Raw genomic sequence first — 24,325 nt, forward strand, 5'->3', positions numbered from 1 at the left:
CGCGTAGGACGAGGCTCGGGATCGACCGCTGATGCGACATGCCGTCAGCGGCCCGACACTCAGATATTCAGCCCATGGCTCCGGCCCGGGGACGGCGTCACGGACTCGACCGACGATGCCTCTCCCGGCCTGCGGCTGCGTGGCGATCGAGTGCAACAAGGGGTTGGGGATGGGCGAGGATCCACTCGTCACAGCAGTGCGGAACGGGGACGAGAACGCGGTCAGGATACTGCTCGAGGACGGGGCGGACCCCGACGTCTTCGACGAGCGGGGCACCCCCGCACTCTGCCTGGCCATCTCAGCGTTCAACTCGACGATCGCCAGCTATCTGGTGAAGGGCGGCGCGGATACAGACCGCCAGCTGCCCGACGGGACCACGCCCCTCTTGCAGGGCATCGACAGCGGTTCCATCGGTCTCGTCTTCTCCCTGCTCGGTGACGCGGCGCTGACCAGCGAGGCCACCCGCGCGGAACTGCTGGCACACGCCCGGCGGTGGCACGAGAAGGGCTCGGTCGCCATGCTCCGGGAGCGGACCGGCACCTCGGATGTGGTCGAGCGGGTTCGCATCCGGGACAGGGAATGGACCACCGAGTACCACGAGCTCCGGCTCGGCGGACTGACTGTCCGCGACGGCCACACAGGGATCCTCACTCTCCTCGAGAAGCACTTCGGACTACACCTGGGCATTGACGAATTGGCGGCCCGCGCGTGCGCACTCGACTACCCGGACTATGAACACGCCGTCTGGTCGGAGATCGTCCACACCGTTGCCCGCAGGCAGGACGACGAGACCTGGGAGGCCGCGGCGGCACTGCGGGACCATCCCGATCCCCTGCATCGCCGCTTCGGCGTGGAGGTCCTGGTCTGCCTCAACCTCGAGGCTGAGCTGACGGACGTCCCGAGTCCGTTCGAACAGTGCACGCTCGAGCTCCTCCTCTCCTGGGCACAGGAAGAGGGACACCCGGACGTCCTGGCCGAGACCCTGGCCGGCCTGAGCCACCATGAGGACCCGAGGATCGAGCCGCTGGGGCTCTCCTACCTTGCCCACCCTGCCTCGCGGGTACGTGCCCGAGTGCCCTCGACCCTGAGCGTCGTGAACTCGGAGAGGTCTGGGCGGAAGACGTTCACCTCCGAGGGGCTGAATGCCCTGCTTGCACTGGCCCGGGACACCGACTCCTCCGTACGCCACGTCGCCGGCTACGGGCTCGCTTACAGCCTGAATCCGGAACCCGTCATCGGAGACACTCTGGCCGGTCTGCTCGATGACGAGAACCAGCAGACCCGGATCTAGGCCGTCTACGGACTGGCCGAGCGGGACGATCCGCGCTGCATCGAGGGCGCCGAGCGGGTGGGACCCGTCGACGAGTACGAGTCGTGGTCCTGGATACTCCGCGCGCCCTCACGGTACGAGGAGCGCCAGAGGGAGCGGGAAGCGCCAGCCGCGACCGAGTAGCGAACGCTCGCCTCTGCATCCCATCGTGTGCCGACTGTGGTCATCCGGGCCGGCTCTGCTCCGCCCATCCGGTACACGATGCGGCTTGGCGCCCGGCCCCGACGCTCACGAACCTCGATCCCCGAACCCACCAACGAAGCCCTCGGCCACATGCGACCAACACAAGATCGCGAAGTCGCACTGGAGTACTAAGGGGGCCGATCGCCCGTGCTGCTACGGGAATGCTGCGTACGGTGGCCCACGACCGGTGATGCTCCCACGGCCGGAGCGGCGTCCGGTCGGCCGCGGACCTCGTCGAGGTGGTGAGCCCGCCCGTGCGGGCCCGGTCGACCAGCAGGTCGTCCAGCAGGTCCGCCGCCAGCTCGACGGGACGGGCCTCTCCAACCGCCTCGACCGAGGCGATCACGTCGCTCATCAGGTGCTCTTCCTTAGACCGGGAGATACGCCGGTCACCGTACAGACCCTGTTCCGGACGTCATGTGTCACTCCCCTGCGCCGCGTTCTGTCGGCTGCCGGTCCGGTTCATGCGGCAGACGTGCCCGCTCCGTCCCGGTCGCACATCGTCCCGCACCTTCGAATGCCGCAGGTTTGATGAAGTCCTGTGTTCGCTTCGATCGACGGTGATTATTGTCGGGCCGAAAGTCGTCGGTCGACTTGCAGCATTTCTGCAGCGTTTCTTCGGGGCAGGCGAAACATCCGGATTCCCGCGCCACTGCCGGTGAACCGGACAAGTGTGAGCCTGACTGAATCGCGGGCCCCGCGTGTCGGATGGCGTTTCCAGTTACGGATGCGCACGGGAGTCCCGGGCCCGCCGCGCGTCCCTGCGACGGTTGACCGCAGGTGGGGCGAACCGACTGAGGCGGCAGCGGGAATACGGTGCGGTTGAACTCCCGCCGAGGGAGCGGTCGGCCTGGGAATCAATCACCGGCGCCGACCGTGCAGGCGCCCACGGGAGAGGCCCGTCGGGTGATCGTGCATCAGCAGCACCTCGACCGAGGTGGCGATCCTGTTGATCAACACTGTGGAAGTCCATGACCAGCCGATGCCCTCCGGGCGTCGGACCAGGACAGCGCCAAAGGGCCGCGCGAGTGCGCGCCACGCGCCATGACCGCAGGTGCCGCCACCCGGAGCCGAGGCGACGGCGATCCGCATTCCCGCCCCATGGTGCGCCCGGGCCGCGCCGATACCCCGCGCCGAATCCGGCCGGATCGAGAGGTCGAGCCCCGGATGACGACTTCCTGCCAGGAGTACGAAGCCGAGGAAAATCGCACGGCCGAGCCTTCGTCATCACCGTTGTGGGGCGGGACGGGCCGGGTTCCCCGACAGGTGGGCGCCGGGTTGCGGAGGGGGCCGATCGCGTGGACGCGCCGTACGGCGTCAAGGGCGCCGATATTCGCAGACGGTGTCGGAGCGGGGTTCTGCACCACCGGTGAAAGCCTTCCTGCGTGCGGCCGTGCGACGCGCTGACGGCGATGCGCACGGATGAGTCGCGCTCGAGGATGAATGATAGACAGGTGGAATCGGGAAAGGGTTGACGCGCTGTCGCCCAACCATGGCTGTGACCCCGGTCGAGCGGCGATCCGAAACTTCGAAAGGGGAGCATGAACAGGACGTGCACGGGTTTCTCGGCGGTTCGGTCGATCGCGGAGGACGGTCCGAATCCACAGTCCTCTCGTCCGGCGCCTGCGGGTGACCATGACCGCTCGTTGGGGGACGGGCGACTCCCGGCGGTCGGCGCGGGCGAGTTACGCGACGTGGATGCCGACGTCTCCGGGGCTGTAGGACGTCTGTTGAGCGATCACCTCGACGGGTGGGGCAAGCGTGCGGCACTCGCGGACCGGACGTTCGCGGCGGATGTCGCCCGCCGGGTCGACGCGTTCACCCGCAACGGCGGCAAGCGGATGCGCTCCCAGTTCCTGTGGTGGGCCATGCGCGGATGCGCGCCCGAGTGGGTTCCGGCCCGTGCAGCGCTCACGACTGCCGGTGCGCTGGAACTTCTGCAGACGTGCGCGCTCGTCCACGACGACGTGATGGACAGGTGCGACATGCGCCGTGGCCGACGGGCCCTGCACGAGGCCGTCACGCATCAGTACGCGCCGTTGGCAGGCCGTGCCCGCGCGGCGGCGCTCGGGGTGTCTGCGGGCATCCTGGCGGGCGATCTCGCCCTGGCCTGGGCGGACGATCTCGCGGCGGCCGCCCGGTGCGAGCTGCCGCCCTTGCTTCGAGAACAGGTGGCCGGCATCTGGTCGGACCTGCGCCTGGAGATGGTGGCCGGGCAGTATCTCGACGTCCGCGCCGAGGTCACCGGGGAACACACCCCGGGACGGGCTCTGCGGATCGCCCTGCTCAAGAGCGCTCTGTACTCGGTGGAGCGGCCGCTCCACCTCGGCGCCGTGCTGGCCGGCGCGGGGCCGGAGCAGGTACGCGCCCTGCGCCGGGCCGGGCGCTGCGCGGGTGTCGCTTTTCAGCTCAAGGACGACGTGGAGGGCGTCTTCGGCGATCCCAAGGACACGGGGAAGCCCTGCGGTGACGACATCAGGGCGGGGAAGCTCACCTACCTCGCGGCCGTGGCCCGCGCTCGCGCGGCCGCCGGGGGCGACACCGCCGCCCTCGGCGTCCTTCGGGATTCCCTGGGCGACTCCGGCTTGGACGAAGCCGGCCTCGCGCGGGTCAGGACGGCGATGGAGACCACGGGTGCCAGGGCTGCGGTGCAGGAACGGGTCGAGGTCCTCGCCCGGCGAAGCATCGCTCATCTGCGTGATGCCCGGTTGGACGTCGAGGCCGGCCGGCGCCTGGGCGCCCTGCTGAGGGCGACGTCGGGACTGGCCGGTGACCATCGCACCACTGAGGAGTGCTCATGAGCGGTACCGGTTCTGCGGACCATGTCGTGGTTGTCGGAGCGGGCCTGGCCGGGCTGTCGGCGGCGTGCCACCTGCTCGGGGCCGGGCGCCGGGTCACCGTCGTGGAACGGGGCTCCGGGCCGGGCGGCAGAGCCGGACGCCTGGACCTCGGCGGCTACGTGTTCGACACCGGCCCGACGGTGCTGACCATGCCCGAGCTCGCCGACGAGGCCTTCGAGGCCGTCGGCACCTCCCTGCGGGAGCACGTCGACCTGCTGCCGCTGCACCCGGCGTACCGTGCCCGGTTCGCCGACGGCTCGACGTTGGACGTGCACACCGACGCGCGGGCGATGGAGGCCGAGGTCGAGCGGTTCGCGGGCGCCCGCGAAGCAGCCGGCTACCGGGAGCTCCGCCGGTGGCTGACGAGCCTCTACCGGGCCCAGATGAGCCGTTTCATCGACGTCAACTTCGACTCCCCCTGGCAGTTGGTGAGTCCGGACCTGGCGCGGCTGGCGGCGCTCGGCGGGTTCGGCCGACTGGATGCGCGGATCGGCCGCTACGTTCGCGACGAGCGGCTGCGCCGCGTCTTCTCCTTCCAGTCGTTGTACGCCGGCGTCGCGCCCGCCCGTGCCCTGGCCGCGTACGCCGTGATCGCCTACATGGACACCGTGGCCGGGGTGTGGTTCCCGCGCGGCGGCATGCACGCCCTTCCTCGGGCGATGGCGCGCGTCGCCGCGGAGGCGGGCGCCGACTTCAGGTTCGGCTGTGGCGTCACGGGCCTGGAGCGGTCGGGGAGCCGGATCATCGCGGTGGTGACCGATCACGAACGCATCGCGTGCGACGCGGTGGTGCTGACGCCCGATCTTCCTGCCACCTACCGCTTGCTCGGCGGCTCACCGCGGCGACCGGCACCGCTGAGGTTCTCTCCGTCGGCCGTCGTGCTCCACCTGGGAACCGACCGCACCTGGCCGGAGCTGGCCCACCACACGTTGTCCTTCGGCCGGGCGTGGGAGCGGACCTTCGACGAGCTCACCCGGACAGGGGACCTGATGACCGATCCGTCGCTGCTGGTGACCCGCCCGACGGGAACCGATCCGTCGCTCGCCCCCGAGGACGGGCACACGCACTACGTCCTCGCGCCGGTTCCCAACACCGCGATCGGGCCGGATGCCGCGGCGTGGGGGGACATCGCCCCCGGGTACCGCGACCATCTGCTCGACACCCTCGAACGGCGGGGGCTGACCGGTATCGCCGGCTCCGTCCGGGAGGAACGCCTGATCACCCCGGCGGACTGGACCGCCGCGGGGCATGCGGCCGGCACGCCGTTCTCCGCCGCCCACACCTTGGCCCAGACCGGCCCGTTCCGGCCCCGCAATCGGGTACGGGGGGTGGACAATGCGGTACTGGCCGGCTGCGGGACCACCCCCGGAGTCGGTGTTCCGACCGTCCTGATCAGCGGGAAACTCGCCGCGGCCCGGATCACCGGAGCAGCGGGCCGGACCGGTTCCAGGCGCGGCCGTGCGCGACAGGCCGTGCAGGGCGCGGCCGCGCCCCAGGCCCCGTCCGGGCCGGATCAGGTGGCCGTCGCACCTACCCCCGCCAGGGGGGCCTGACATGTCCGTGCGTGAACTGGACGCAGCCGGCATCACGGACCCCCGGCTGCGGTCCGCGTACGAGAGGTGCCGGGCCCTGAACGCCAGGCACGGACGCAGCTACTTCCTGGCCACCCGCCTGCTGCCGGTGGAACGCCGCTGCGCGGTGCACGCCCTGTACGGCTTCGCCCGCTGGGCGGACGACATCGTCGACGATCTCGCCCGTCGGGAGGCTCCGGCCCGGCGCGACCGGTTGCTGACCCTGCTGGAAGAGGACCTCGCGGCGGGGCTGCGCGGCCGCCACTGCTCGGAGCCGGTGGTGCGGGCGGTCGCCGACACAGCCGAGCGGTACGCCATCGAACCGGCGTTGTTCAGCGACTTCATGGCTTCCATGCGCGCCGACCTGACGGTCACCGGCTACCCGACGTACGCCGACCTCCTCGGCTACATGCACGGCTCGGCCGCCGTGATCGGCCTGCAGATGCTCCCGGTCCTGGGAACCGTCACCGACAGGGCCGAGGCCGCCCCTCGTGCGGCAGCCCTCGGACACGCCTTCCAGCTGACCAATTTCGTTCGCGATGTGGGCGAGGACCTCGACCGCGGACGGATCTACCTGCCGGGCGATCTCCTGGACGCGCACGGCGTGAGCACGCCCCTGCTCGAGTGGAGCCGGCGCACCGGCCGCGACGATCCGCGGATCAGGGCCGCGCTGCAGGACGCGGTGGAACTTGCGCAGAGGGAGTACCGGACGGCGGAGCCGGGAATCGCCATGCTCGAACCGCGCGTGCGGCCGTGCATCCGGGCCGCCTTCCGGCTCTACCACGCGATCCTCGACGCCGTGGCCCGAGACGGCTACGCGGTACTGCACCGGCGCTCGGTCGTCCCCCGGCACCGCAGGGCCGTCTTCGCGGCCACCGGCCTGGCGCAGGTCCTGGCAACCCGGATCCCCGGGAGTTCGGGGAGCGCCGGACAGGGGATCCGCACGCACCGATCGGCCGCGTGTCCGTCGGCGGAACAGGAGGCTCCGCGGTGAGCGCCCCGAGCGGCCGCCGGCGCTTCGGCTCCCCCCTGCGGCTGCGCCCGGCGCAGGGGTGGGCAGAGCAGAGGCCGTCCTGGCGGGAGGCCAAGCCCGCGCTGATCGCGTCCGCGCTCCAGCGGGCCGCTGCCCGCGCATCCGGAAACTGGTTCGTCGTCGGTGCGGCGAAGGACGTCGCGGTCGACGGCCGCCCGTGCGGGCGGCTGGTCGCCGGCATGGAGGTGGTGCTCTGGCGGGACGCCCGGGGTGCGCTGCGTGCCGGGCCGGGCGTGTGCCCTCACCTGGGCGCACCCCTGGGCGAGAGCCGAGTGGTGTGCGGGTCCCTGGTGTGCCACTGGCACGGGCTGGCACTCGACGGCCGGCCCAGGGCGGGCTGGGAGCCGTTTCCGGTCCACGACGACGGGACTCTCGTCTGGGTGCGGCTGGACGCGGCCGGCGGCGAGGAGGCCACCGAGCGACCTGCGGTACCGGTGCGACCGGCAGCGGCGCAGTCGGTGGCGGCGGTGTTCACCGCCGTGGGCCGATGCGAGCCGCAGGACATCATCGCGAATCGCCTCGATCCCTGGCACGGCGCGTGGTTCCACCCCTACTCGTTCACGGACCTGACGGTCCTCGAGACGCCCGACGGGGCCGGTGGGGAGGACCGGTTCGTCGTCGACGTGTCCTTCCGGGTGGCCGGCCGGTGCGTGGTGCCGGTGAGGGCGGTGTTCACCGCACCCGGGCCCCGGAGTGTGCTCATGCGCATCACCGAAGGCGAAGGGGCGGGCTCGGTCGTGGAGACCCATGCCACGCCGATCACCGCACCCGCCTCGTCCGCACCGCGGACGGCCGTCGTGGAGGCGGTCGTCGCCACCTCCCGCAGCCGCGGCTTCGCCCTCGCCCGGTCACTCGCGCCGGCTCTGCGGCCCCTGATGCGCCGTGCGGCCGGACGGCTGTGGCGGGACGACCTCGACTACGCCGAACGGCGCTGGGACCTGCGCAGCACCGGCCGGTTCCCCGGCTGACCGCTGCCCGATCCACGGGTGGCAGCAAGTCAGCGACACCTCATGCGGGCGAGGGTGCGCAGGAGGCGGGAGCGGCCGGCGCGCGGAACCGTCCAGAGCGTCTGGCCGCTGACGCCCCAGCGGGCCAACAGCGCGTTCGCGGCCTGGAAGCCGGTGGTCGCGGCACGCTCCATCAGGGCAACCGGCAGGTCGGTGCGGACGAGGTCACCCGCCAGGACCACCGTCGGGTGCGGGGTCAGCACTCCGGGTCTGCGGGAGTGCCCCCCGACGGGGAAGACCGGGCAGTCCTGGCGCCACTCGTGACGCACGTCGACGATGCGGGCGTCCCGCGTCTCCGGGTAGATGTGGTGCAGCTGCCCGGCGATCCGCTCCTGCACCTCCCGCCGGTCGGCGTGCTCGTCGACGGCGTAGGCGTGGAGCTCGATCACCGATCCGCCGGAACGGGACGCCCAACGCGCCGCCTCCCCCTCCCAGCGATCGAGGACGCTGATGTTGTCCAGTCCGTCGTACCCACTGGTCCCGAGGAACCCGGGACGGTCGGAGGCCACCGGCCGGTTCAGCCACAGGCGCGAGACCAGGAACGGCGGAGCGCTGCGCAGCGCGGCGATGCCGGCGCGCCAGGCTGGATCGCCCAGGTGGGACGACGCCTGCACGACTTGGCGCAGTCCGGCGGTGTCCAGGGCGAGGACGAGCGCGTGGTAGCGCCGGCTCTCCGCCGCCCGGGTCACCACCTCGACCTCGCCGCTCGGCATCGGCCTGACCGATTCGACCGGTGCGCCCGTGCGCAGGTGGACGCCCAGGCCGCACAGGTAGTGGGCCAGCGGCTGCCACAGGGCTTGCGGGAAGGGCTCGGTGGGGACGTCGAACAGGAGGCCTTCGGACGAGCCGAGGAAGTAGATGTGGAACATCAGCAGCAGTTCCGCGGCCGACAGGTCGCGCGGATGCGTGAAGAAGCTGCGGGTGAAGACTTCGAACGCGAGATGGCGGGCGGCCTCGGGGAAGCGGATGGTCTCGAGGAACGCATCCGCGCTGATGCCGTCGTAGCGCCGGTAGACCTCGGGGATCCGCACATCGAGCATGGGCAGGGCTGCGGTCGCGTCGATGGCGGCGAGGTCGCGCCAGGCGAACGTCGGGCTGAGGGCGACGAAGGCGGCCGCGCTCAGTGGTGGGGTGCGCGGCACACGGGCGAAGCTGTCGGTCAGCCCGCCGCGGCGGAGCAGGGGGTAGTCGGGCAGGCCTTCCAGACGGGCCAGGTCCGGGTCGGTCCGCCGAAGCAGCCCGCGCAGGTTGTAGTACTGGCGGAAGAACGCGTGGAAGCCCCGGCTCATGGTCACTTCGGAGCCGTCGGCCAGCCGTGTGGACCACCCGGCGAGACGCCCGCCGAGTTCCGCTTCGCGCTCGTAGAGGGTCACCTGCGCGCCACGCTCGGCGAGCGCGGTCGCGGCTGCGAGGCCGGCGATCCCGCCGCCGACCACGGCGACCCGAGGCCGGTTCCCGGCGACGAAGCGCGGACGCCCCGCAGGCGGCATGACGACCTCGGCCCGGCGGTCGCGGCCGTGGCGGGTCCGCCTCGATGCCGGGCTCACCTGTCAGCCGACCGCTCGGCCGACCCGCTGCGTGCGACTCGGCCTGCTGATCGGCGCCGCACGAAAGGGAGTTCGGCGGCGCAGCGCAACATCGGCCCGACGGGGCAGCGCAGACCGATACGCACGTCCTCGGCTACCGTGGTCCGGCCGTCGAGGAAGCGCAGCAGCAGGTCCCCCGGCGTGCGGCGGAACAACTCGGTGAAGAACCGCGGTCCGTCGATGCGGCCCGTGTCGAGTGCCCGCAGCAGCACGGCGTCCATGGCCAAGGCCCGCCGTCCGTATGCTGCCGCCACCAGGTCGTGGTCCTGCCCGCGCCCCAACGCCGAGGCGATGTCCCTGCTCTGCCGTTGGATCGCGGCGAAGGTGTAGCCCGTGGACGGCCGCGTGGCACCACCGGCAGCACCGATCCGGTAATGGTCGCGGCTGACACGGCGGACGAAGCGTCCGTCCGTCATGGGGATGACTCCCTGTTCGACGTCCTCGACGCGGAAGCCCCCGAGGCCGAGGACGCGTCGCGTGTAGTGGTCGAGCGCGTCCTCGTACCCCGATGCCGTCAAGGGCCTCCGGGAGAACTCCGTGAACTCGACAAGCGCCCGGTCGACGTCCAGGGGCAGCACGTAGCCGAAGGCAAGGCCGCGCCGGGGCTGGGGAACCCTGAAGTCCATCAGGTGCGCACACTGCGGGTCGAAGCGAGGGCGATCAGTACGGACGAACCACCCTCGAAAATGCTGGAGGAGGGTGGTCCGGGCCGGGGGAAGTCGAGTGGCGGGACGGGAGTCGAACACGTACCGGCCGCTGAGCGTCACGGTACGCCCGGCAGCATCCCGGGCCACCACGCGAGCGCCACGACTGCCGTCCGGCTCGGGGAAGACCTCCTCGACGGTGGCCCTCAGCAGACGCACACCGGACCGGGCGACCAACCGCTCGTGGAGCAATGCCTCCAGGGCCTCGGAGCGCACCATCCGGTAGCGCAGTGGATCCGTCGCGATGCCGACGACCTCGCCGTCCGGCCCCGTGACGCGCAGCCGGCTCCACTGGGCGGCCACCGCCTCTTCGTACTCCCCCGGCCAGTCGTCCCAGAAACACCAGGTCCGCGCGGCCGACCGGACCCGCTCGTCCGCGGCCTCGACCACGGTCACCTCGACGGGGGTGCCGGAGGCATTCCCACGGCCGGTCAACCAGTGCGCCAGGCTGAGACCGGCGGCCCCGGCACCGATGACGACGACAGAGGGCTTCGCGACGGGGAGTGCGGCCGTCACTGCATCACCTCCTGTCGGCGCGAGCGTCGGAACGCGGTGCACGGATCCGCTACGGCGCAGCGGCCAGGCTTCCACACGAAGAGCGCCGACACGCGCTACCGGGCCACGGCACACCGCGAAAACAGCCTTCCGGTCGAGTCGGGCGCACGTCGCCCTGATGCCCTGGCTCGGTGATGCGGGGTGATCGCGTCACGCCGCTACGAGATCGCGCTGGGGTCTGTCGGCGGTGAAGGTGCGCCGGTCGCGTACGAGGGCCCAGAGGACGTCGAGGCGGCGAGTGGTGGCGAGCTCGCCCTCAAGCGGTGACGCGGACGGCGAGCAGGGCGACGTCGTCGGGCAGCACCTGTTGCTCGCCGAGCAGCGCGTCGCACAGGTCGGGTAGCGGATCTGCGGTGCGGGCGGCTGCGGTGCGGGCGAGGTGGGCCATGGTGTGGTCGATCGGGTGGTCGCGGCGTTCGACCAGGCCGTCGGTGTGCAGGACCACGGTGGCACCGACCGGCAGGTGCTCCTCGTGGTCGGTGCGGTGCAGCTCGGGCTCCACGCCGAGCGGCGGACCCGCATCGGTCGGCAGGTAGAACGCCCTGCCACCGGGGACGGCCACGAGCGGCGGTAGGTGGCCGGCACTGGCCCAGCGCAGCAGCCGGCCGCCGCCCGGGTGGGGTTCGAGGCGGGCGACGGTGACGGTGGCCATCGGGGCGTCGTGCAGTTCGTGCAGCACCTCGTCCAGACGGCGCAGGATGCGGCTGGGCGGCTCCTGTTCGTCGTAGGCGATCACGCGGAGCATGTTGCTGATCTGGCTCATCAGTGCGGCCGCCTCGATGCCGTGGCCCATCACGTCGCCGATCACCAGGCACGGGACGCGATCGGCCAGGCGGACGAGGTCGTACCAGTCGCCGCCGATCCTGGGAGCCTGGGTGGCCGGCTGGTAGCGGACGTGCAGTTCCAGGCCTTCGACGGTGGGCATGGCGGGCAGCAGGCGGCGCTGGAAGTCCTCGGTCGCCCGGCGCAGTTGCTGGTACAGGCGGGCGTTTTCGATCGCCACGCCGGCCGCGCCCGCCAGGGCGGTGACGATGTCCTGGTCGACGTCGGTGAAGGAGGTGCCGTCCGTCTTGTCGGCGAGGTAGAGGTTGCCGTAGACGCGTTCGCGCACCAGGACCGGCACGCCCAGCAGGGTGGTCATGGGCGGGTGGCCTTCGGGGAAGCCCTGGGCGTGGGGGTGCGTGCCCAGGTCGTCGACGCGTAGCGGGGCCGGATGGCGTACCAGGTCGCCGAGGATGCCCTCGCCGTGCGGCATCCGGTCGCCGAGGGCGGCGAACGCCTGCGCGCCCTCTCCGGCGGTGACCAGCTGCGTGAACGCGCCGTCCTCGTCGAGGACGCCGAGAGCCGCGTAGCGGGCGCCGACCAGTTGGCGGGCGGTGTCGGTGATGATGTGCAGCACCGCGTCCAGGTCCAGCTCGCGGGAGACGGCCAGGACGGCGGCCAGCAGCTCCTGCATCCGGCCGTGCGTGCGCGCGATCTGACGCAGTCCGGCTTGGATACGGTCCAGATCGTCCTCGCCCAGTCCCGGCATCGAGACCCTGGCAACGTCGGTGCGCTGTTCCCCGCCCTGCTCCGGCTGCTCCACGGCCTCACCCCTTCTGTCCGGCCACACCCGTATCCGGGTCCCAGGCCCGTGCCTACTGCGGCTGCCTTCACCACCCTGCCCCGAACAACCGGCCCGGTTCGTGGCCGTCCGGGCCCAAACGCGGCGGACCACCCGTCCGGACCATCCACCGCACCAACCCGTCGGGCACGGTCGGCGCCTTGCTCCCCGTCCGGCACGACCAGCAGGTCGCACCCGCACCACCGGCCGGCCAGCGCGGGCGCTGCGGGGTGGCGGCGGGTCCCAGGGCCGACTCGGCGCGGTGAACGGCGCCGTCCGTCGTGCAGGGCGCTGCCGTCGGAGCGGGCGAGTGCACCGACAGCCGCAGCGCACCGACCGGGTGGACCTCACGCGGCACGGCGCCCTCCGACCCCGTCCCGCAGAACGCGGCACAGCCCGGACCCGACCCGCAGGTCGGCCAGGCGGACACATCCCACACCGACAGCGGGAAGAAAGGCGAGAAGGACGGGAAGCCGCCCCGCAAGGGGCCGAAGCGGTAACAGGACGCCCGCTGACATCCGGCCCGCAGCCGGCGGAAACCGGACGGGCAACCCGGAGCGCCGACCCATCGGTAGCACCGGTCCCCCGGCTCTCCAGCCCCCTTGACGGTGCCTCAAGGACAAACCACCGCTCCCGTGCGGTACCCGCGCCCGGGACGTAGCACTTCACTCTCGCCGGCGCGGGCGTGGACCGACGCACCCGCAGGGACCGTCCCGACCACCCGAGCCCGGCGCCACCAAGTCGCCCGCCTGCACTGAACAATCCGCTTCCGTCCCAGTGACACCTCGGACGCCTTCGGCGCTGATATCTGCAGCGCGTCGACGAGGACGGCGATCGGCACCCCATCGGCGCGTCCCACAACGACGGACCCGAGGACGGTGCAGAGTGTCGGACACACCCGGCAACGGCGAACCCATACGACCCTCCTGGCCCACACTGAGCGGCTTACCCCTCGGACCGGGCTGGGAACCGGACTTGTGGCCGGAGCCCGCGACCGACCGGCTCGAACTTCTCGCAGGCCCCCTCGACGGCCTGCACCTCGACGTGAGCCCCTTCACCCCGGCGGAACTGGCACGAGGCATCGCACTGGAAGCCGGCGACGGCTGCGCCTACCCGGGCGGATTCTCCGTCTACCGACGCCACCCGGAAGATCCCGAACGAATGCGCTGGGAACGCGACACTCCCCCCTGACCCGCCATCGCGTCCAGACCGTCGCAGCGCGGAAGCAGGCGGATCGAAGTCCGCCACCCGGCACAGCCCGGCCCGGCCGGGCCGGCGTTCCGGGCGCGCCGCGTGGCGTCACTGACCGTTCACGGCGGTGCAGCGAGTCGGCCGGGCCCGCCGCCGACGGCCGGTGTGCGCTCCTATCGCCACGACCGGGCGCAGGAGGCGGATGAGGGGACGCCTCGGGGCGGGCCCCGACACAGGGGTCGAGGGCCCGCCCCGGCGGATCCGCGGGTGCCGCGGGGTCAGAGGCGGTCGCGGTAGCCGCCGGTCTCGGTGCCGCGTTCCTCGATGAAGTGCTTGAACCGCTTGAGGTCGCCCTTCACCTGCCGGTCGAGCACGTTCGTCATGTCCGCGGCCTTCTCCGCCATCCCCTCCGGCTGGAAGTCCATGATCATGACGATCCGGGTGCGGCCGGTGTCCAGCGGCTGGAAGGACACCATGCCGGTCTGCTGCACCTCTCCGCCGGTGGTGCGCCAGCTGACGTGGTCGTCCGGGACCTGGTCGACGATCTCGGTGTCGAACTCCCGGGAGACCCCGGCGATCCTCGTCCTCCAGTGGTTGTGCCGGTCGTCGATCTGCGTGATCTCCTCCACCCCCTCCATGAACAACGGGAACTCCTCGAACTGCGTCCACTGGTTGTAGGCGGTGCTGACCGGCACGTCGACGTCGATCGTCTCCTGCACCCTGCTCATGCCGAACCCACTCCTCATCGCTTCGGAATTCATCGGACCCCGCGTCTCCTGCCCCATCGACAGGACCTGACACAGGTCCGTTCCCCATCCCGCGGGCCGCTTGAAGCGGCTGCACCACGCGGGTGAACACGCTTGCCACAAGGCTGCCGCGGCAGCCTCCGGACCAGGCGGCCCGCCCGGTGGGCCGCCTGCCAGGCACGAGGGCGTCGCAAGGCTGTACGGACCGTGCGGTCGAAAAGATTCGGGTCCCGGATCCGGCAATTGGGACATCCCGGTTCGCGCCCCCCGGAGGGAGGGTTTTCGACCGTGAAGTTCACCCGGTAGGAGGAGAGTTGACTGCCCGTTTGCGGGCAGACGAGCTCGGCACACACTGCCCGCTCTGCGACCGTCCGGGAGAACACCTCGATGCAGGAAGCCATCACCCAGTTGCCGCTCCGGCTGACCGCCGGACCCGGCCGGTACTGGTACGTGCCCACCACCTGCCGGTATCGCACCGACGACCCCTACGCGGTGACGATGGTCTTCGAGGACGCCGCCGGCGAAACCAGGTGGCTGCTCTCCCGCGATCTGCTGCTGGCCGGCCTGGAGCGACCGGTCGGCGACGGCGACGTCCACATCGCCCCCGCCCGCATCGGCGAAACCATGATCACCCTCAGCGGCCAGGAGGGCATCGCCCTGCTGCACACCGCGACCGAACCCCTCGCCCGGTTCCTCACCGACACCCTGCTCCTGGTCCCGCTCGGCGACGAAGAACACCACGTCGACTGGGATGCCGCCATCGCCGGATTCCTGACCACCTGAACCACCCCGAGCCGCTGGCCGACGACCCCTACCAGCCGGGCGCAGCCGGGCAGGGCGCTGCTCCTCGGTGGTGATGTCGGCGAAACCGACGCCCGCATTCATCCGGTTCCGCGGGGCGTGCGAGGTGCCGGAAGCGCGACGGGCGCCGAAGGAATGCCCGCCCGGACCGGGGGCCGCGGCCGCTGGTGGTCGGGAGTTGCGGAGCACGGCCCCGGGCGGGCCCGCGCCGATGCGCGGGCCCGCCCACCCGTGTCCACCCCGACCCGGACGCGGGCACACGGAACGGACAGACACTCGGCCCGCCCGTCTCGCCGACGCCTCGAATCCGCCCAGCGTCTCGGCCGACGCCGGTGGATGGTCGAGCGCACCGGGGCCGCTTCGGTGCCTTCCGGCGAGCGCACCGCCGGTACGGACGCAAGGCCGACCACTTCGCCGCCTTCGCAAGCCTCTCCGCACCCTCATCTGCACCGGCGGGTCTCGTGCTGTTACTGCCCGGAGCCTGCGCCGCCAGGCGCCCGGCCGGAGCGTCGGATCGTCCGTGCGGCCGGTGCGGTTCGCCGGACCGGTGAGGGCGCCTGGCTGCGGCGAGGTGGGCGAGCATGCGCCGGTACGAGCGGTTCCAGTCCGGGCCCGGGCGCCACAGCGGATCCAGCGCGCCCAGCTCGACGTCCAGGCCCTGAGGACCTCCTGGACCTTGCGCCAAGTGCGCAGCCAGCAGCCGGGGTTGTGGTCGCCGACTTTCTCGGTCGCGGGGACGGCTGCGGCGGCGGAAGTGGGCCTTCGCAGGGGCGACGCCGCGTTCGCGGGCGCTCGCGTGCTTGGACCGGATCATGCCGAGCGGCTACAGCTCGGCTCCCGAGGTGACCGGCCGGAAGCGGGACCGGGTGTGCCAGGAGTTCAGCGCTTGAGTCGGCTTAGGACGAGCAAAGGAGGGCAGGCGGGGTCGGGAGGTCGATCTGACCCAGGTGGAGCGAGGAGGAGCCTTGAGCGAGTACGGGAGCCCCACGGGTTCGAACCAGGAGAATGACCGAGGGACGGCGGGGTCCGTCGTCCACAGCGTGCAGGAGAAGGCTGCTGAAGGCGCGCAGACGGTGGCCGACCAGGCTGGTGACGTGGCGGACACGGTGAAGGAGCAGGCGGCGCAGGTGGCCGGTGAGGTCGGCGCGCAGGCCCGGGACCTGTTGGCCGAGGCCCGGGAGCAGGTTCAGCGGCAGGCGCACGAGCAGACGGGCCGGCTGGCGGAGAACGTGCGGCGGCTGGCCCACGAGCTGCGGGACATGGCCGACCACGGGAAGCCGGACTCCACGGCGACGGCGGCCGTGGCGCAGCTCGCGGACGGCGGCCGGCGGATGGCCGACCACTTGGAGCGGCGCGGTCCGGACGGCCTGTTGGAGGACGTGCAGGGTTTCGCTCGCCGCCGGCCCGGTCTCTTCCTCGCGGGCGCCGCGCTCGCCGGATTCGCGGTGGGCCGCACGGCCAAGGGTGCCGCGTCGGCGGAGAACGCGGACAGGACCGAGCAGCGGCCCCCGGGCGGGGAACGCGCGTACCCGCCGCCCGTCCCTGCGGCAGCTCCCGCACCGGTACCGCCTCCGGTGGCGTCCGGGCCGTCCGGCCCGGGTCATGGGGCGGCCTTGGACGACGGGGTCTACGCGGCCTCGCGGCCTCCGCACGCGCCCGCTGCCTCGGCGCAGGACGCGCTGTACGGCCGCCGGCAGCCTCCCGCGCAGGGGGTCTGAACGATGGCCCTCTCCTACTCGGAACAGGCCGCTTCGGGCGCGCCGGTCACACCGGACCCCGCGCCCCCGGCCGCCGACCGTTCGACGCCGCCCCCGGGGCGGCAGAGCGAGGGTGATTCGCTCGGCGACCTGATCGGCGAGATCACCAGTGACCTCAGCCAGCTGGTGCGGGACGAGATCGACCTGGCGAAGGCGGAGATCAAGCAGGAGGCGAACAAAGCCGCGAAGGCGTCCGGCATGCTCGCCGGTGCCGGCTACGCCGGACACCTCGTACTCGTCCTGGCCAGCCTGACCCTGGTCTTCGCGCTCGGCAACGCGATGAACCTCGCCTGGGCAGCCTTGATCGTCACAGCGCTGTGGGCCGTGGCGGGAGCCGTGCTCTACCGCGCAGGCCGCAGTCGGCTCAAGGACGTCCGCCTCAAGCCCGAACAGACCATCGAGACCTTGAAGGAGGACGCCGCATGGGTGCGACACCCGACGAGCTGAGGGGCGAGGTCGAAGCCCGACGCGCCCACCTGGCACACAACGTCGACCGCCTCGCTGACCGGATCACCCCCAGCCGAGTGGCCCACCGCCAGGCCGACGCCGCACGCCAGAAGATGACCGGAATCAAGGAGCGAGTCATGGGCACCGCACACGACACGAACGCCTCCGCCCAGCACGCGGCCGCCGCCGTCGGCGACACGGCCGGGCACCTCACCGACACCGCGAAGGACACGGCCGGCCAGATCGGCGGCGCCATCCAGCAGACCCCCGCGAAGCTGCGCCGGCAGACGCAGGGAAGCCCGCTGGGTGCCGGCATCATGGCGTTCGGCGCGGGCCTGCTCGCTGCCGCCCTGATCCCCACCAGCAGGCCCGAGCAGCGGGCCGGGGCGATGCTCCGGGAGCACCAGGAGGTGCTGGAGCCGGTGAAGGAAGCCGCCGTGGACGCCGTCCGGGAGGTCCGGAATGAGCTGCGGGAGCCCGCTGCGGACGCCCTGGAGGCGGTGAAGTCCACCGCCCAGGAGGCCGCCGACACGACCAAGGGCGCCGCGCAGGACGCCGGTCGGCGTACCGCGGAAGAGCTAAAGGAGACCGGCCAGGAAACCGCGGCGGAGATCCGCCAGGCCCACCCCTGACATCGGACGGCCCCCCGGGGGGCGGGGGTCGACGTCCCGGCCCCCCGGGGGGCCGGGGACGGGTGTGAACCGTCAAGGGGTCGGGCCCCGCCCTGGACAGACCGCCGGGTTGCGCCTGGGCTGGGGGCGAGCGCGGTCGCACGGAGCGGGACGCGCTCGATGGCACCCGGCGCGACCGGGGCCAGGGTCGGCCGGCATTTCCGCGTTGTAGGCGGACCATCACCACGCCGAGCAAACGCGAGTACAGAGGGAAGGGTCCCTCCGGCGCCGGCTCTGTCCAGCTCCTTCGCCTCCGGCGAACCGCGCTTGAGCAGCCAGACGGTGCCGAAGATGTGGAGGAGGAACTGCGGGCACTCCGACTGCCGGTTCCCGGTCACGTCGACGGCGAACTGGGAGCTCGTCAGATACCCATCGAGGCCGAGGGGCTGCAGGCCGGCGGCGACCCGCCGGTTGTTGAGGGTCGGCCGGGCCGCGGCCCGGCCGACGAGCGCCAGCAGGAACGCCGTGCCGAAGACGAGGGTGAGTGAGTCGTCCCGCAGGAAGCGGCCGGCGACGCTCATCGCTGCATCAGGCCGATCGTGGCGAAGTATGCGAGGCCGCCGACGACCACGACAATGCACAGGCCGAACAGGGCTCGCACGGTCAGTCCCCCTTCACGTCGCATTGGGGGGCGTCTTCCGGATCACCCTGCGGGGGAGGTGAGTGTGCTGGGTGGCTTCAACGATAGGCGGCCTGGTGCCCACCCGATGGCTGAGCGCAGGGACGGCAGCCGCGCGGTCACCGCGGCGCTTCTTCACGAACAGCGGCCGGCCTTTCGGTATCTCGCGCACGGCGACCACTGGTTTGACGAGAGCGGCGCCGAGGGTCACGACGAGCGCAACGGCCTTCTGCCTACCTGATCGGCCCAGCACGGGCTTTTGCAGACAGCGCTGTGGGCCCGCCACCGCGTGTGGCGGGCCCACAGCCGCGGCATCCGGAGCGGGGTGAGACCGCCGGTTCTTCCATCGTCGAGGCCGGAACTGCCGCGGCACGGGTCAGGCGTGGGAGAGGGCGAAGGACAGCAGGAATCCGCTGACCACGATCAGGCCGATCGCGAGGTGGGCGTCCTCGAACGCTTCGGGGATCATCGTGTCGGCGATCATCGCGAGGATCGCACCGGCCGCCACCGCCGTCACCCCCGCCACGACAGCTGCCGGAGCACCACCGAGCAGCTGGTAGCCGGCCACCGCCGCCAGCCCGCTGATCGCCGTGATCGCGCCCCACACCGTGAACACGTACCGCCTGCTGCGCCCGGCGGCGTGCATGCCGGCCGCGCTGGAGAGCCCTTCGGGGATGTTGCTGAGGAAGACGGCCGCCACCGTCACCGTGCTGACCGCCCCGCCTTCGAGCAGGCTGACGCCGATCACCGCGGATTCCGGCACGCCGTCCAGCAGCGCGCCGAGCGCGAGCGCGGTGCCCGATCCCTGCTGCTCGCTCTCCGAGGGCTGCGAGCGGCCGTGCCCGGACCGCTTGCGGTGCCTCGCCCCACGCCGAGCGAGCACGACGTTGCCCGCGGTGTACGCGAGCGCGCCGCACAGTGCCCCCACCGCAGCAGGGGCCAACCCGGCCTCGTCGTAGGCCTCGCCCAGCAACTCGAACGACACCGCCGACAGCAGCACGCCCGCTCCGAAGGCCATCACCGACGCGATCACCCACTGCGGCACCCGAACCCCGTACCCCACCGCCGCGCCGACCAGCAGCGCACCGCCCGCCACCAGTCCCCACAGCCCTGCTTCCACCACACCTGTCATGAACGACGACTACCCCCGGCGATCACCGGCACGCAGAGCAGAGGGCGCATCAGAGGCCGGTGAGCCGGGTCAGGAGGTTCTGGAGGAGGCGCACGGCGTCCTCGGCTTCGGCGTACTGCTCCGGACGGGGCTCGACGGTGCCGAAGGCGTAGCCGTTGTCAGCGGGGAGTGCACGCGGGTGCAGGACGGGCGACAGAGCGGTGCTTGCGGCTGCGAGCAGCCACGCGGGGCGGCCGTGGACGCGCGCCAGCGCGAGGGCGAGGACCGCGAGGGCTTCGCGCGGGCCCTCCAGGCGAGCGATCGGCTCCAGGGCGTACCGGGCTTCGGCCGGGCCGACGGCTGCGGCGAGATCGACTGCGGCTTGGCGGGCCGGCTCCCGGTCGGCGGGGATCAACTCCCTTTCCCGTCTCTGATCTGCTGTTCGGGCTCGGCGACAAGCACTCGATCGCCCTTCGCATCTCCACCGGGCCACCGGTTCTGGCCGCCGATCGCCACCGCCGCAGAACACGGTCCCGAGTTCGGGCAGGACTTCGTCGTCATCGCCCGCGTCAGCCCGGCCGACCTCGTCCTGGAGTGCAAGGGCCCCACCCGACTTCGACCGGGCACACGTCCTCCGCGCCGCCCTCGACCGGGCTCTCGACACTCGTCCGACCCCGCCGAGTGTGCTGGTGGACCTCCACGACGTGAACTCCACGGACTCCGCCGGCCTCAACGCCCTGCTCGTCGCCCGCCGCGAAGGCGCTCGCACCGGGACCGCGCTGCGCCTGGCCCGCCTCTCCCACTCCGTCGCCCGGACCCTGCAGATCACCGGCGCCGACCAGGCCCTCGCCGTCCAGCCGGACGTCCCCGCCGCGCTCCCCCACAGCTGACACCCCGACAAGGACCCGCATTGGGCACCCGGACGGGGGCGCAAGGCTTGACGGGACGGGCGGGGACTCTGACGGGCAGGACGTCGTAGGCAGTAGTCGGCTGCCGGGCCATTGTGCGACGGGCAGCCCGGGGAGAGCGCCCGTCGCTCAGGCGAAGGGGAGCAGCACCACCGGCGCTCCGGTGGGCTGGGCGGATCCGCCGTCCGGTTCGACGGTCACGCCGATGCCGATCGCGCCGTGCACGGGACCGGCCAGCAGCGTTGTTCCGCTGGTGGCCGGCATCAGGCCGGCGGGGCGCATCGTGCCTCCGTCGTTGAACCACAGATCGTAGGTGGTACCGGTCTTGAGCGCGGGCATTTCACGACCGGTCGCGAGCTCGAAAGCCCGGCCAGGAGGGGTGGCTTCCTGTCAGAAGCCGCCGAGTCCTACGCCGCCGCCGGAGCCGGAGTCGTTGCCGCCCTCGCCCCATTCGAAGGCGATGGCGAGGCAGACGAGCGGCGCGGGGATCACGCAGAGTATGAGCAGGGCGGCTGCCCACAGCCCAGTGGTGGTGGACCGCGAGGACGAACAGAACTGCGATGACGCCCACCACGGCCGCCGCCACCGCGACACCTACGACGCGTCTGGCTGTCACGTCCACCCCTCCCGCACTGGACGGCCGAGGCCTGCCGTTCCCTCGTCCCCGCCCTGGCGCGAGATCACCCCAGGGACCTGCGCCACGAGCCTGCCGATCGGAAACAGCGACCGTCATCGTCGGGGACGAGGCTCACACCCGATGCGGATCGCCCGGTCATGGATCCGACGGAGGCAGGCAGCATTTCCGGACGGACCAGCGGGTGAAGGGTCGCCGAGCTCGGCCGGGCGGGCGCTCCTCCGTTGCGGGCGGTGCCTCGTTGTGAACTTTCCTTCGTCGGGGACTCAACCTTCCGGTGGGCTCGCGCATTGAGAAGGGGTGACAGGGGCGGGCGGCGGGAGGGGCGGAAGCGCGGATGCGCGGACAGGACCAGTTGAGCTTCGAGGCGTACGCGGCGGGCTGCGAACGGCGGCTCTACCGGACGGCGTACCTGCTGTGCGGGGACCGGCACCGGGCCGAGGACCTCGCCCAGACGACGATGGCAAAGCTGTTCGCGCACTGGTGGCGGGCGTCACAGATGGAGAACCTCGACGCCTACGCCCGGACGGTGCTGACCCGGACGTTCCTCGGGGAGCAGCGCCGGCTGGCAGTGGCCCGGCGGCTCGGGATGCTGGCGTCGCCGCCCGAAATTTCCCCGGGGGAGGACAGCGACCTGCGGGTGACGCTGCTGAACGCGCTGGCGGAACTGCCGGTCCGGGCCCGGGCGATGGTCGTCCTGCGGTACTGGGAGGACCTGAGCGTGGAGACGGTCGCCGACCTGCTCGGCTGCAGCACCGGGACCGTCAAGAGCCAGTGCTCGCGCGCCCTGGCCAGGCTCCGCGAGCAGCTGGGCGAGTCGAGCCCGTACCTGCCCGCGTGAGCGCCCGGTGGACGGCCGGGCAGCCGTGCGGCGCCCGTCGAAGGGATGGAGAAACGTGAAGGAGGACGACGTGCAGGAGCAGGAGGACGCGCCCGGGGTGCTCTTCGTCAGGGAGGCGATGGGCCGGGTCGCGGGGGAACTGGTCCCCCCGCCCGGGATGACGCTCCGGGCGGTGCGGGAGGGGCGGCGACGGCGGTTGCGATCGCGGCTGGCAATCGGCGGGGCGGTACTGGGGACGGCGGTGCTGGCGTCCTTCGGGCTGACGGCCGTCCTGGGGACCGGTACCGGGCCCGGGAGCGGCGGGGCGGGGACGGTGCCGCTGGCGGCCGGGGACGGGACGCCGGCGCGGGTCTTCCCCACCGTGCGGCTCTCCCCGACGGCGTCGCCGCCGCCGACCGCGTCGCCGTCGGCTTCCGGCGGTACGAACGGCGAGCGGGTGCGGGTGGAGGCCTTCCGGCAGCGGACCGCCGCCGTGCTGCAGGACCTGCTGCCGCCGGGGGTCGGCGGCATCAACCTGATCGACGACCAGGTCTCCGGTTACCTGGGGAAGTCCCCGCAGGGCAGCTACTTCATCCGGTTCTCGGTGCGCCCCGCCCCGAACGGCCCGCGAGAGCGCACCTGCCCGGCCGGTGCGCCCGGCAAGCTGGGGACCTGCACGCTGGTCGAGCTGCCCGACGGCGCATCGGCTTCGGTCCAGGTGGTGCCAGAGGGCGACGGCACGGTGACACTCACCAGGGCGTCCTTCCACTTCGGTGGCAGCGACGTGTCGGTGAGCGTCAGTCCCGATGACAGTACGGGTGGTTCGGCGCCGGTCACGGCCGACCAGATGGCCGGGTTCGTCCTGGCGCCCCGTGTCCTGGACCTGGTCCAGGAAGCCGACCTGCACCCGGTGGAGAGTCCCGGGGTGTCCTACGACGAGGGAGCGAACCAGTGAAGCACCGCACCGCACTGACCACCCTGCTGCTGCCCGGCGTTCTGCTGGCGACGGCCACCCCGGCCGACGCGCAGGCCGTGCTGCCGGTGACGCAGGGCCGGACGTCCGACGCGCCGGACCGGGCGCCGGGCGCGCGGGTCTGGGCTCCGGACGCCTTCCCGGAGGGTACGAACGTCGGCCTCCAGGACGCGGCCCGCGGCGGGGGCCGCGCCACCTGGGCGGTCGGCGCCCGGCAGACCGGGCAAGGACGGGGCACGACCGTGACCCCGGTGGCCTTCATCCGGGACGGTGCGGACCGGTCCTGGCACGAACTCGCCCTTCCCCGGGGTCTGGAGGCCTCGGCCATCGCCCCCGACGGCGCCGACGGCACCTGGGTGACCGGCAGCGGGCAGGGCGGCAGCGTTCCGGTCGGCCGCTACCGCGCCGGCCGCTGGCAGGTGCAGGACGCGCCCCTGCCCGAGCACTCGATGGGAGGTGGGATCAGAGCGCTCGCGGCCGCCGGCGGTCCCGACGACGTATGGGCGGTCGGCCACTACCAGCCGGACGACTACCTGACCTTCTACGGCGTGATCGAGCACTGGAACGGCGAGTCCTGGGAGCGGGTGCCGACGCTCGACCTCGGCACCGACTACTGGACGCTCGCCGACGTGGTCGCCACCGGGCCGTCCGACGTCTGGGCCGCCGGCTCGCTCGGCACCCCGGACGGCTGGACCAGTCCGCTGCTGCTGCACTACGACGGCCACGCCTGGAGCAAGGTCGCCGCGCCCGACCTGGACTCCCGCTACGGCGAACTCACCCGGCTGGTCGCGGCGGGTCCCGGCGACGTGTGGGCGGTGGGCACCGAGAGCGGACCGACCCGGCAGGACCGGGTCCTCGCCGCCCACTTCGACGGCCGCGCCTGGACCCGCCAGGAGACCGGTCTCGGCGCGGGCCGACTCGACGGCGCCACCCGTACCCCGGGCGGGATCGCCGTCGTGGGCCACACCCGTACCGGCAGCGTCTACCAGCCCATCGGCGCGCAGCTGACCTCCCGCGGCTGGCAACCGCTGGACCTCCCGCAGAGCAGCACGGTCGGCGGCCGGATACCCCGCAGCGTCGTGACGGACGGGAACCGGCTGACCGTGGTCGGCCTCGACGCCACCGGCAAGGGGGCCGACGGCGAACCGCTTCCGCCCCAGCCCTTCTCCGTGAGCGGCTGACCCGCCGGACGGTCCATCGGCGACTCCGCTCGAGTGAGCCGGTGACCCGGTTCG

20 protein-coding genes and 3 pseudogenes are annotated in these 24,325 nt (G+C 72.3%); 15 read left to right on the plus strand and 8 right to left on the minus strand.

What is annotated here, in order from left to right; all coding sequences use genetic code 11:
- The first annotated feature begins 169 nt into the window (after positions 1-169).
- From ABEB06_RS05570 to ABEB06_RS05590, 5 genes are all read left to right on the plus strand, one after another.
- Positions 170-1,291, plus strand: a complete 1,122-nt coding sequence (locus ABEB06_RS05570) for an ankyrin repeat domain-containing protein (protein ID WP_345695658.1) — start codon at positions 170-172, stop codon at positions 1,289-1,291.
- Between the two features lie 1,952 nt (positions 1,292-3,243).
- Complete coding sequence (locus ABEB06_RS05575) at positions 3,244-4,314, plus strand: polyprenyl synthetase family protein (RefSeq protein WP_345695659.1); 1,071 nt, start codon at positions 3,244-3,246, stop codon at positions 4,312-4,314.
- Positions 4,311-5,906: a phytoene desaturase gene (locus ABEB06_RS05580; protein WP_345695660.1), complete on the plus strand. Its 1,596-nt coding sequence runs from the start codon at positions 4,311-4,313 to the stop codon at positions 5,904-5,906. Before ABEB06_RS05575 ends, ABEB06_RS05580 begins: the two co-directional genes overlap by 4 nt.
- Before the next feature lies 1 nt (position 5,907).
- Positions 5,908-6,918: a phytoene/squalene synthase family protein gene (locus ABEB06_RS05585; RefSeq protein WP_345695661.1), complete on the plus strand. Its 1,011-nt coding sequence runs from the start codon at positions 5,908-5,910 to the stop codon at positions 6,916-6,918.
- Positions 6,915-7,925 carry a DUF5914 domain-containing protein gene (locus ABEB06_RS05590; RefSeq protein WP_345695662.1) on the plus strand — a complete coding sequence of 337 codons (1,011 nt, stop codon included), beginning with the start codon at positions 6,915-6,917 and terminating at the stop codon, positions 7,923-7,925. The genes ABEB06_RS05585 and ABEB06_RS05590 overlap by 4 nt, the downstream gene beginning before the upstream one ends.
- Positions 7,926-7,954: 29 nt before the next feature.
- On the opposite strand, the gene ABEB06_RS05595 is transcribed toward ABEB06_RS05590, so the two are convergent.
- Positions 7,955-9,454: an FAD-dependent oxidoreductase gene (locus ABEB06_RS05595; protein WP_345695663.1), complete on the minus strand. Its 1,500-nt coding sequence runs from the start codon at positions 9,452-9,454 to the stop codon at positions 7,955-7,957.
- 53 nt (positions 9,455-9,507) lie between these two features.
- On the minus strand, positions 9,508-10,770 hold the full coding sequence (locus ABEB06_RS05600) for a lycopene cyclase family protein (protein WP_345695664.1): 1,263 nt from the start codon (positions 10,768-10,770) through the stop codon (positions 9,508-9,510).
- A 180-nt stretch (positions 10,771-10,950) separates the two neighbouring features.
- Between ABEB06_RS05600 and ABEB06_RS05605 the strand changes: the two genes are divergently transcribed.
- Entirely contained in the window at positions 10,951-11,076 is a 126-nt protein-coding gene (locus ABEB06_RS05605; protein WP_345695665.1) for a hypothetical protein, read from the plus strand.
- Here ABEB06_RS05605 and ABEB06_RS05610 read toward each other — a convergent pair.
- Positions 11,066-12,394 carry a PP2C family protein-serine/threonine phosphatase gene (locus tag ABEB06_RS05610; protein ID WP_345695666.1) on the minus strand — a complete coding sequence of 443 codons (1,329 nt, stop codon included), beginning with the start codon at positions 12,392-12,394 and terminating at the stop codon, positions 11,066-11,068. The genes ABEB06_RS05605 and ABEB06_RS05610 overlap by 11 nt on opposite strands.
- A 1,487-nt stretch (positions 12,395-13,881) precedes the next feature.
- Positions 13,882-14,331, minus strand: a complete 450-nt coding sequence (locus ABEB06_RS05615; RefSeq protein WP_345695667.1) for an SRPBCC family protein — start codon at positions 14,329-14,331, stop codon at positions 13,882-13,884.
- Between the two features lie 405 nt (positions 14,332-14,736).
- Between ABEB06_RS05615 and ABEB06_RS05620 the strand changes: the two genes are divergently transcribed.
- The 4 genes from ABEB06_RS05620 (at position 14,737) to ABEB06_RS05635 (ending at position 17,986) form a co-directional block, all read left to right on the plus strand.
- On the plus strand, positions 14,737-15,132 hold the full coding sequence (locus ABEB06_RS05620; protein WP_345695668.1) for an SsgA family sporulation/cell division regulator: 396 nt from the start codon (positions 14,737-14,739) through the stop codon (positions 15,130-15,132).
- 1,112 nt (positions 15,133-16,244) lie between these two features.
- Entirely contained in the window at positions 16,245-16,868 is a 624-nt protein-coding gene (locus tag ABEB06_RS05625) for a hypothetical protein (protein WP_345695669.1), read from the plus strand.
- Positions 16,869-16,871: 3 nt separating this feature from the next.
- Positions 16,872-17,354, plus strand: a complete 483-nt coding sequence (locus ABEB06_RS05630; protein ID WP_345695670.1) for a phage holin family protein — start codon at positions 16,872-16,874, stop codon at positions 17,352-17,354.
- Positions 17,330-17,986 carry a DUF3618 domain-containing protein gene (locus ABEB06_RS05635; RefSeq protein WP_345695671.1) on the plus strand — a complete coding sequence of 219 codons (657 nt, stop codon included), beginning with the start codon at positions 17,330-17,332 and terminating at the stop codon, positions 17,984-17,986. The genes ABEB06_RS05630 and ABEB06_RS05635 overlap by 25 nt, the downstream gene beginning before the upstream one ends.
- A gap of 326 nt (positions 17,987-18,312) precedes the next feature.
- Here ABEB06_RS05635 and ABEB06_RS05640 read toward each other — a convergent pair.
- Positions 18,313-18,546 (minus strand): annotated as a pseudogene (locus ABEB06_RS05640) (DUF6766 family protein); the annotation flags it as partial.
- Positions 18,547-18,732: 186 nt separating this feature from the next.
- Between ABEB06_RS05640 and ABEB06_RS05645 the strand changes: the two are divergent.
- On the plus strand, positions 18,733-18,885 hold the full coding sequence (locus tag ABEB06_RS05645) for a hypothetical protein (protein WP_345695672.1): 153 nt from the start codon (positions 18,733-18,735) through the stop codon (positions 18,883-18,885).
- A 135-nt stretch (positions 18,886-19,020) separates the two neighbouring features.
- On the opposite strand, the gene ABEB06_RS05650 is transcribed toward ABEB06_RS05645, so the two are convergent.
- Together ABEB06_RS05650 and ABEB06_RS05655 are read right to left on the minus strand one after the other, a co-directional pair.
- The gene (locus tag ABEB06_RS05650) at positions 19,021-19,776 is read right to left on the minus strand and encodes a ZIP family metal transporter (protein WP_345695673.1); all 756 of its coding nucleotides are present in this window, start codon (positions 19,774-19,776) and stop codon (positions 19,021-19,023) included.
- A gap of 49 nt (positions 19,777-19,825) precedes the next feature.
- Positions 19,826-20,170, minus strand: a complete 345-nt coding sequence (locus ABEB06_RS05655; protein WP_345695674.1) for a hypothetical protein — start codon at positions 20,168-20,170, stop codon at positions 19,826-19,828.
- Between the two features lie 202 nt (positions 20,171-20,372).
- On the opposite strand from ABEB06_RS05655, the pseudogene ABEB06_RS05660 reads away from it, so the two are divergent.
- Positions 20,373-20,645, plus strand: a pseudogene (locus tag ABEB06_RS05660) (STAS domain-containing protein); the annotation flags it as partial.
- A 147-nt stretch (positions 20,646-20,792) separates the two neighbouring features.
- On the opposite strand, the pseudogene ABEB06_RS05665 reads toward ABEB06_RS05660, so the two are convergent.
- Positions 20,793-21,017, minus strand: a pseudogene (locus ABEB06_RS05665) (anti-sigma factor domain-containing protein); the annotation flags it as partial.
- 617 nt (positions 21,018-21,634) lie between these two features.
- Between ABEB06_RS05665 and ABEB06_RS05670 the strand changes: the two are divergent.
- From ABEB06_RS05670 to ABEB06_RS05680, 3 genes are read left to right on the plus strand one after another with little or no spacing between them, the layout of a single operon-like run.
- Positions 21,635-22,138 (plus strand): SigE family RNA polymerase sigma factor, encoded by a 504-nt coding sequence (locus tag ABEB06_RS05670; RefSeq protein WP_345695675.1) that lies wholly within the window; start codon positions 21,635-21,637, stop codon positions 22,136-22,138.
- Positions 22,139-22,193: 55 nt separating this feature from the next.
- Positions 22,194-23,072: a hypothetical protein gene (locus ABEB06_RS05675; RefSeq protein ID WP_345695676.1), complete on the plus strand. Its 879-nt coding sequence runs from the start codon at positions 22,194-22,196 to the stop codon at positions 23,070-23,072.
- Positions 23,069-24,271 (plus strand): hypothetical protein, encoded by a 1,203-nt coding sequence (locus ABEB06_RS05680; protein WP_345695677.1) that lies wholly within the window; start codon positions 23,069-23,071, stop codon positions 24,269-24,271. Before ABEB06_RS05675 ends, ABEB06_RS05680 begins: the two co-directional genes overlap by 4 nt.
- Positions 24,272-24,325: the final 54 nt, after the last annotated feature.

This window comes from Kitasatospora terrestris (assembly GCF_039542905.1).
Taxonomy (GTDB): domain Bacteria; phylum Actinomycetota; class Actinomycetes; order Streptomycetales; family Streptomycetaceae; genus Kitasatospora; species Kitasatospora terrestris.

Excerpts from the sequence above, each read along its gene's own strand:
- ABEB06_RS05570 (WP_345695658.1), top strand. The coding sequence starts at position 170 with ATGGGCGAGGATCCACTCGTCACAGCAGTGCGGAACGGGGACGAGAAC.
- ABEB06_RS05580 (WP_345695660.1), top strand. The coding sequence starts at position 4,311 with ATGAGCGGTACCGGTTCTGCGGACCATGTCGTGGTTGTCGGAGCGGGC.
- ABEB06_RS05585 (WP_345695661.1), top strand. The coding sequence starts at position 5,908 with ATGTCCGTGCGTGAACTGGACGCAGCCGGCATCACGGACCCCCGGCTG.
- ABEB06_RS05595 (WP_345695663.1), bottom strand. The coding sequence starts at position 9,454 with ATGCCGCCTGCGGGGCGTCCGCGCTTCGTCGCCGGGAACCGGCCTCGG.
- ABEB06_RS05615 (WP_345695667.1), bottom strand. The coding sequence starts at position 14,331 with ATGAGCAGGGTGCAGGAGACGATCGACGTCGACGTGCCGGTCAGCACC.
- ABEB06_RS05620 (WP_345695668.1), top strand. The coding sequence starts at position 14,737 with ATGCAGGAAGCCATCACCCAGTTGCCGCTCCGGCTGACCGCCGGACCC.
- ABEB06_RS05630 (WP_345695670.1), top strand. The coding sequence starts at position 16,872 with ATGGCCCTCTCCTACTCGGAACAGGCCGCTTCGGGCGCGCCGGTCACA.
- ABEB06_RS05635 (WP_345695671.1), top strand. The coding sequence starts at position 17,330 with ATGGGTGCGACACCCGACGAGCTGAGGGGCGAGGTCGAAGCCCGACGC.
- ABEB06_RS05645 (WP_345695672.1), top strand. The coding sequence starts at position 18,733 with ATGGCTGAGCGCAGGGACGGCAGCCGCGCGGTCACCGCGGCGCTTCTT.
- ABEB06_RS05650 (WP_345695673.1), bottom strand. The coding sequence starts at position 19,776 with ATGACAGGTGTGGTGGAAGCAGGGCTGTGGGGACTGGTGGCGGGCGGT.
- ABEB06_RS05670 (WP_345695675.1), top strand. The coding sequence starts at position 21,635 with ATGCGCGGACAGGACCAGTTGAGCTTCGAGGCGTACGCGGCGGGCTGC.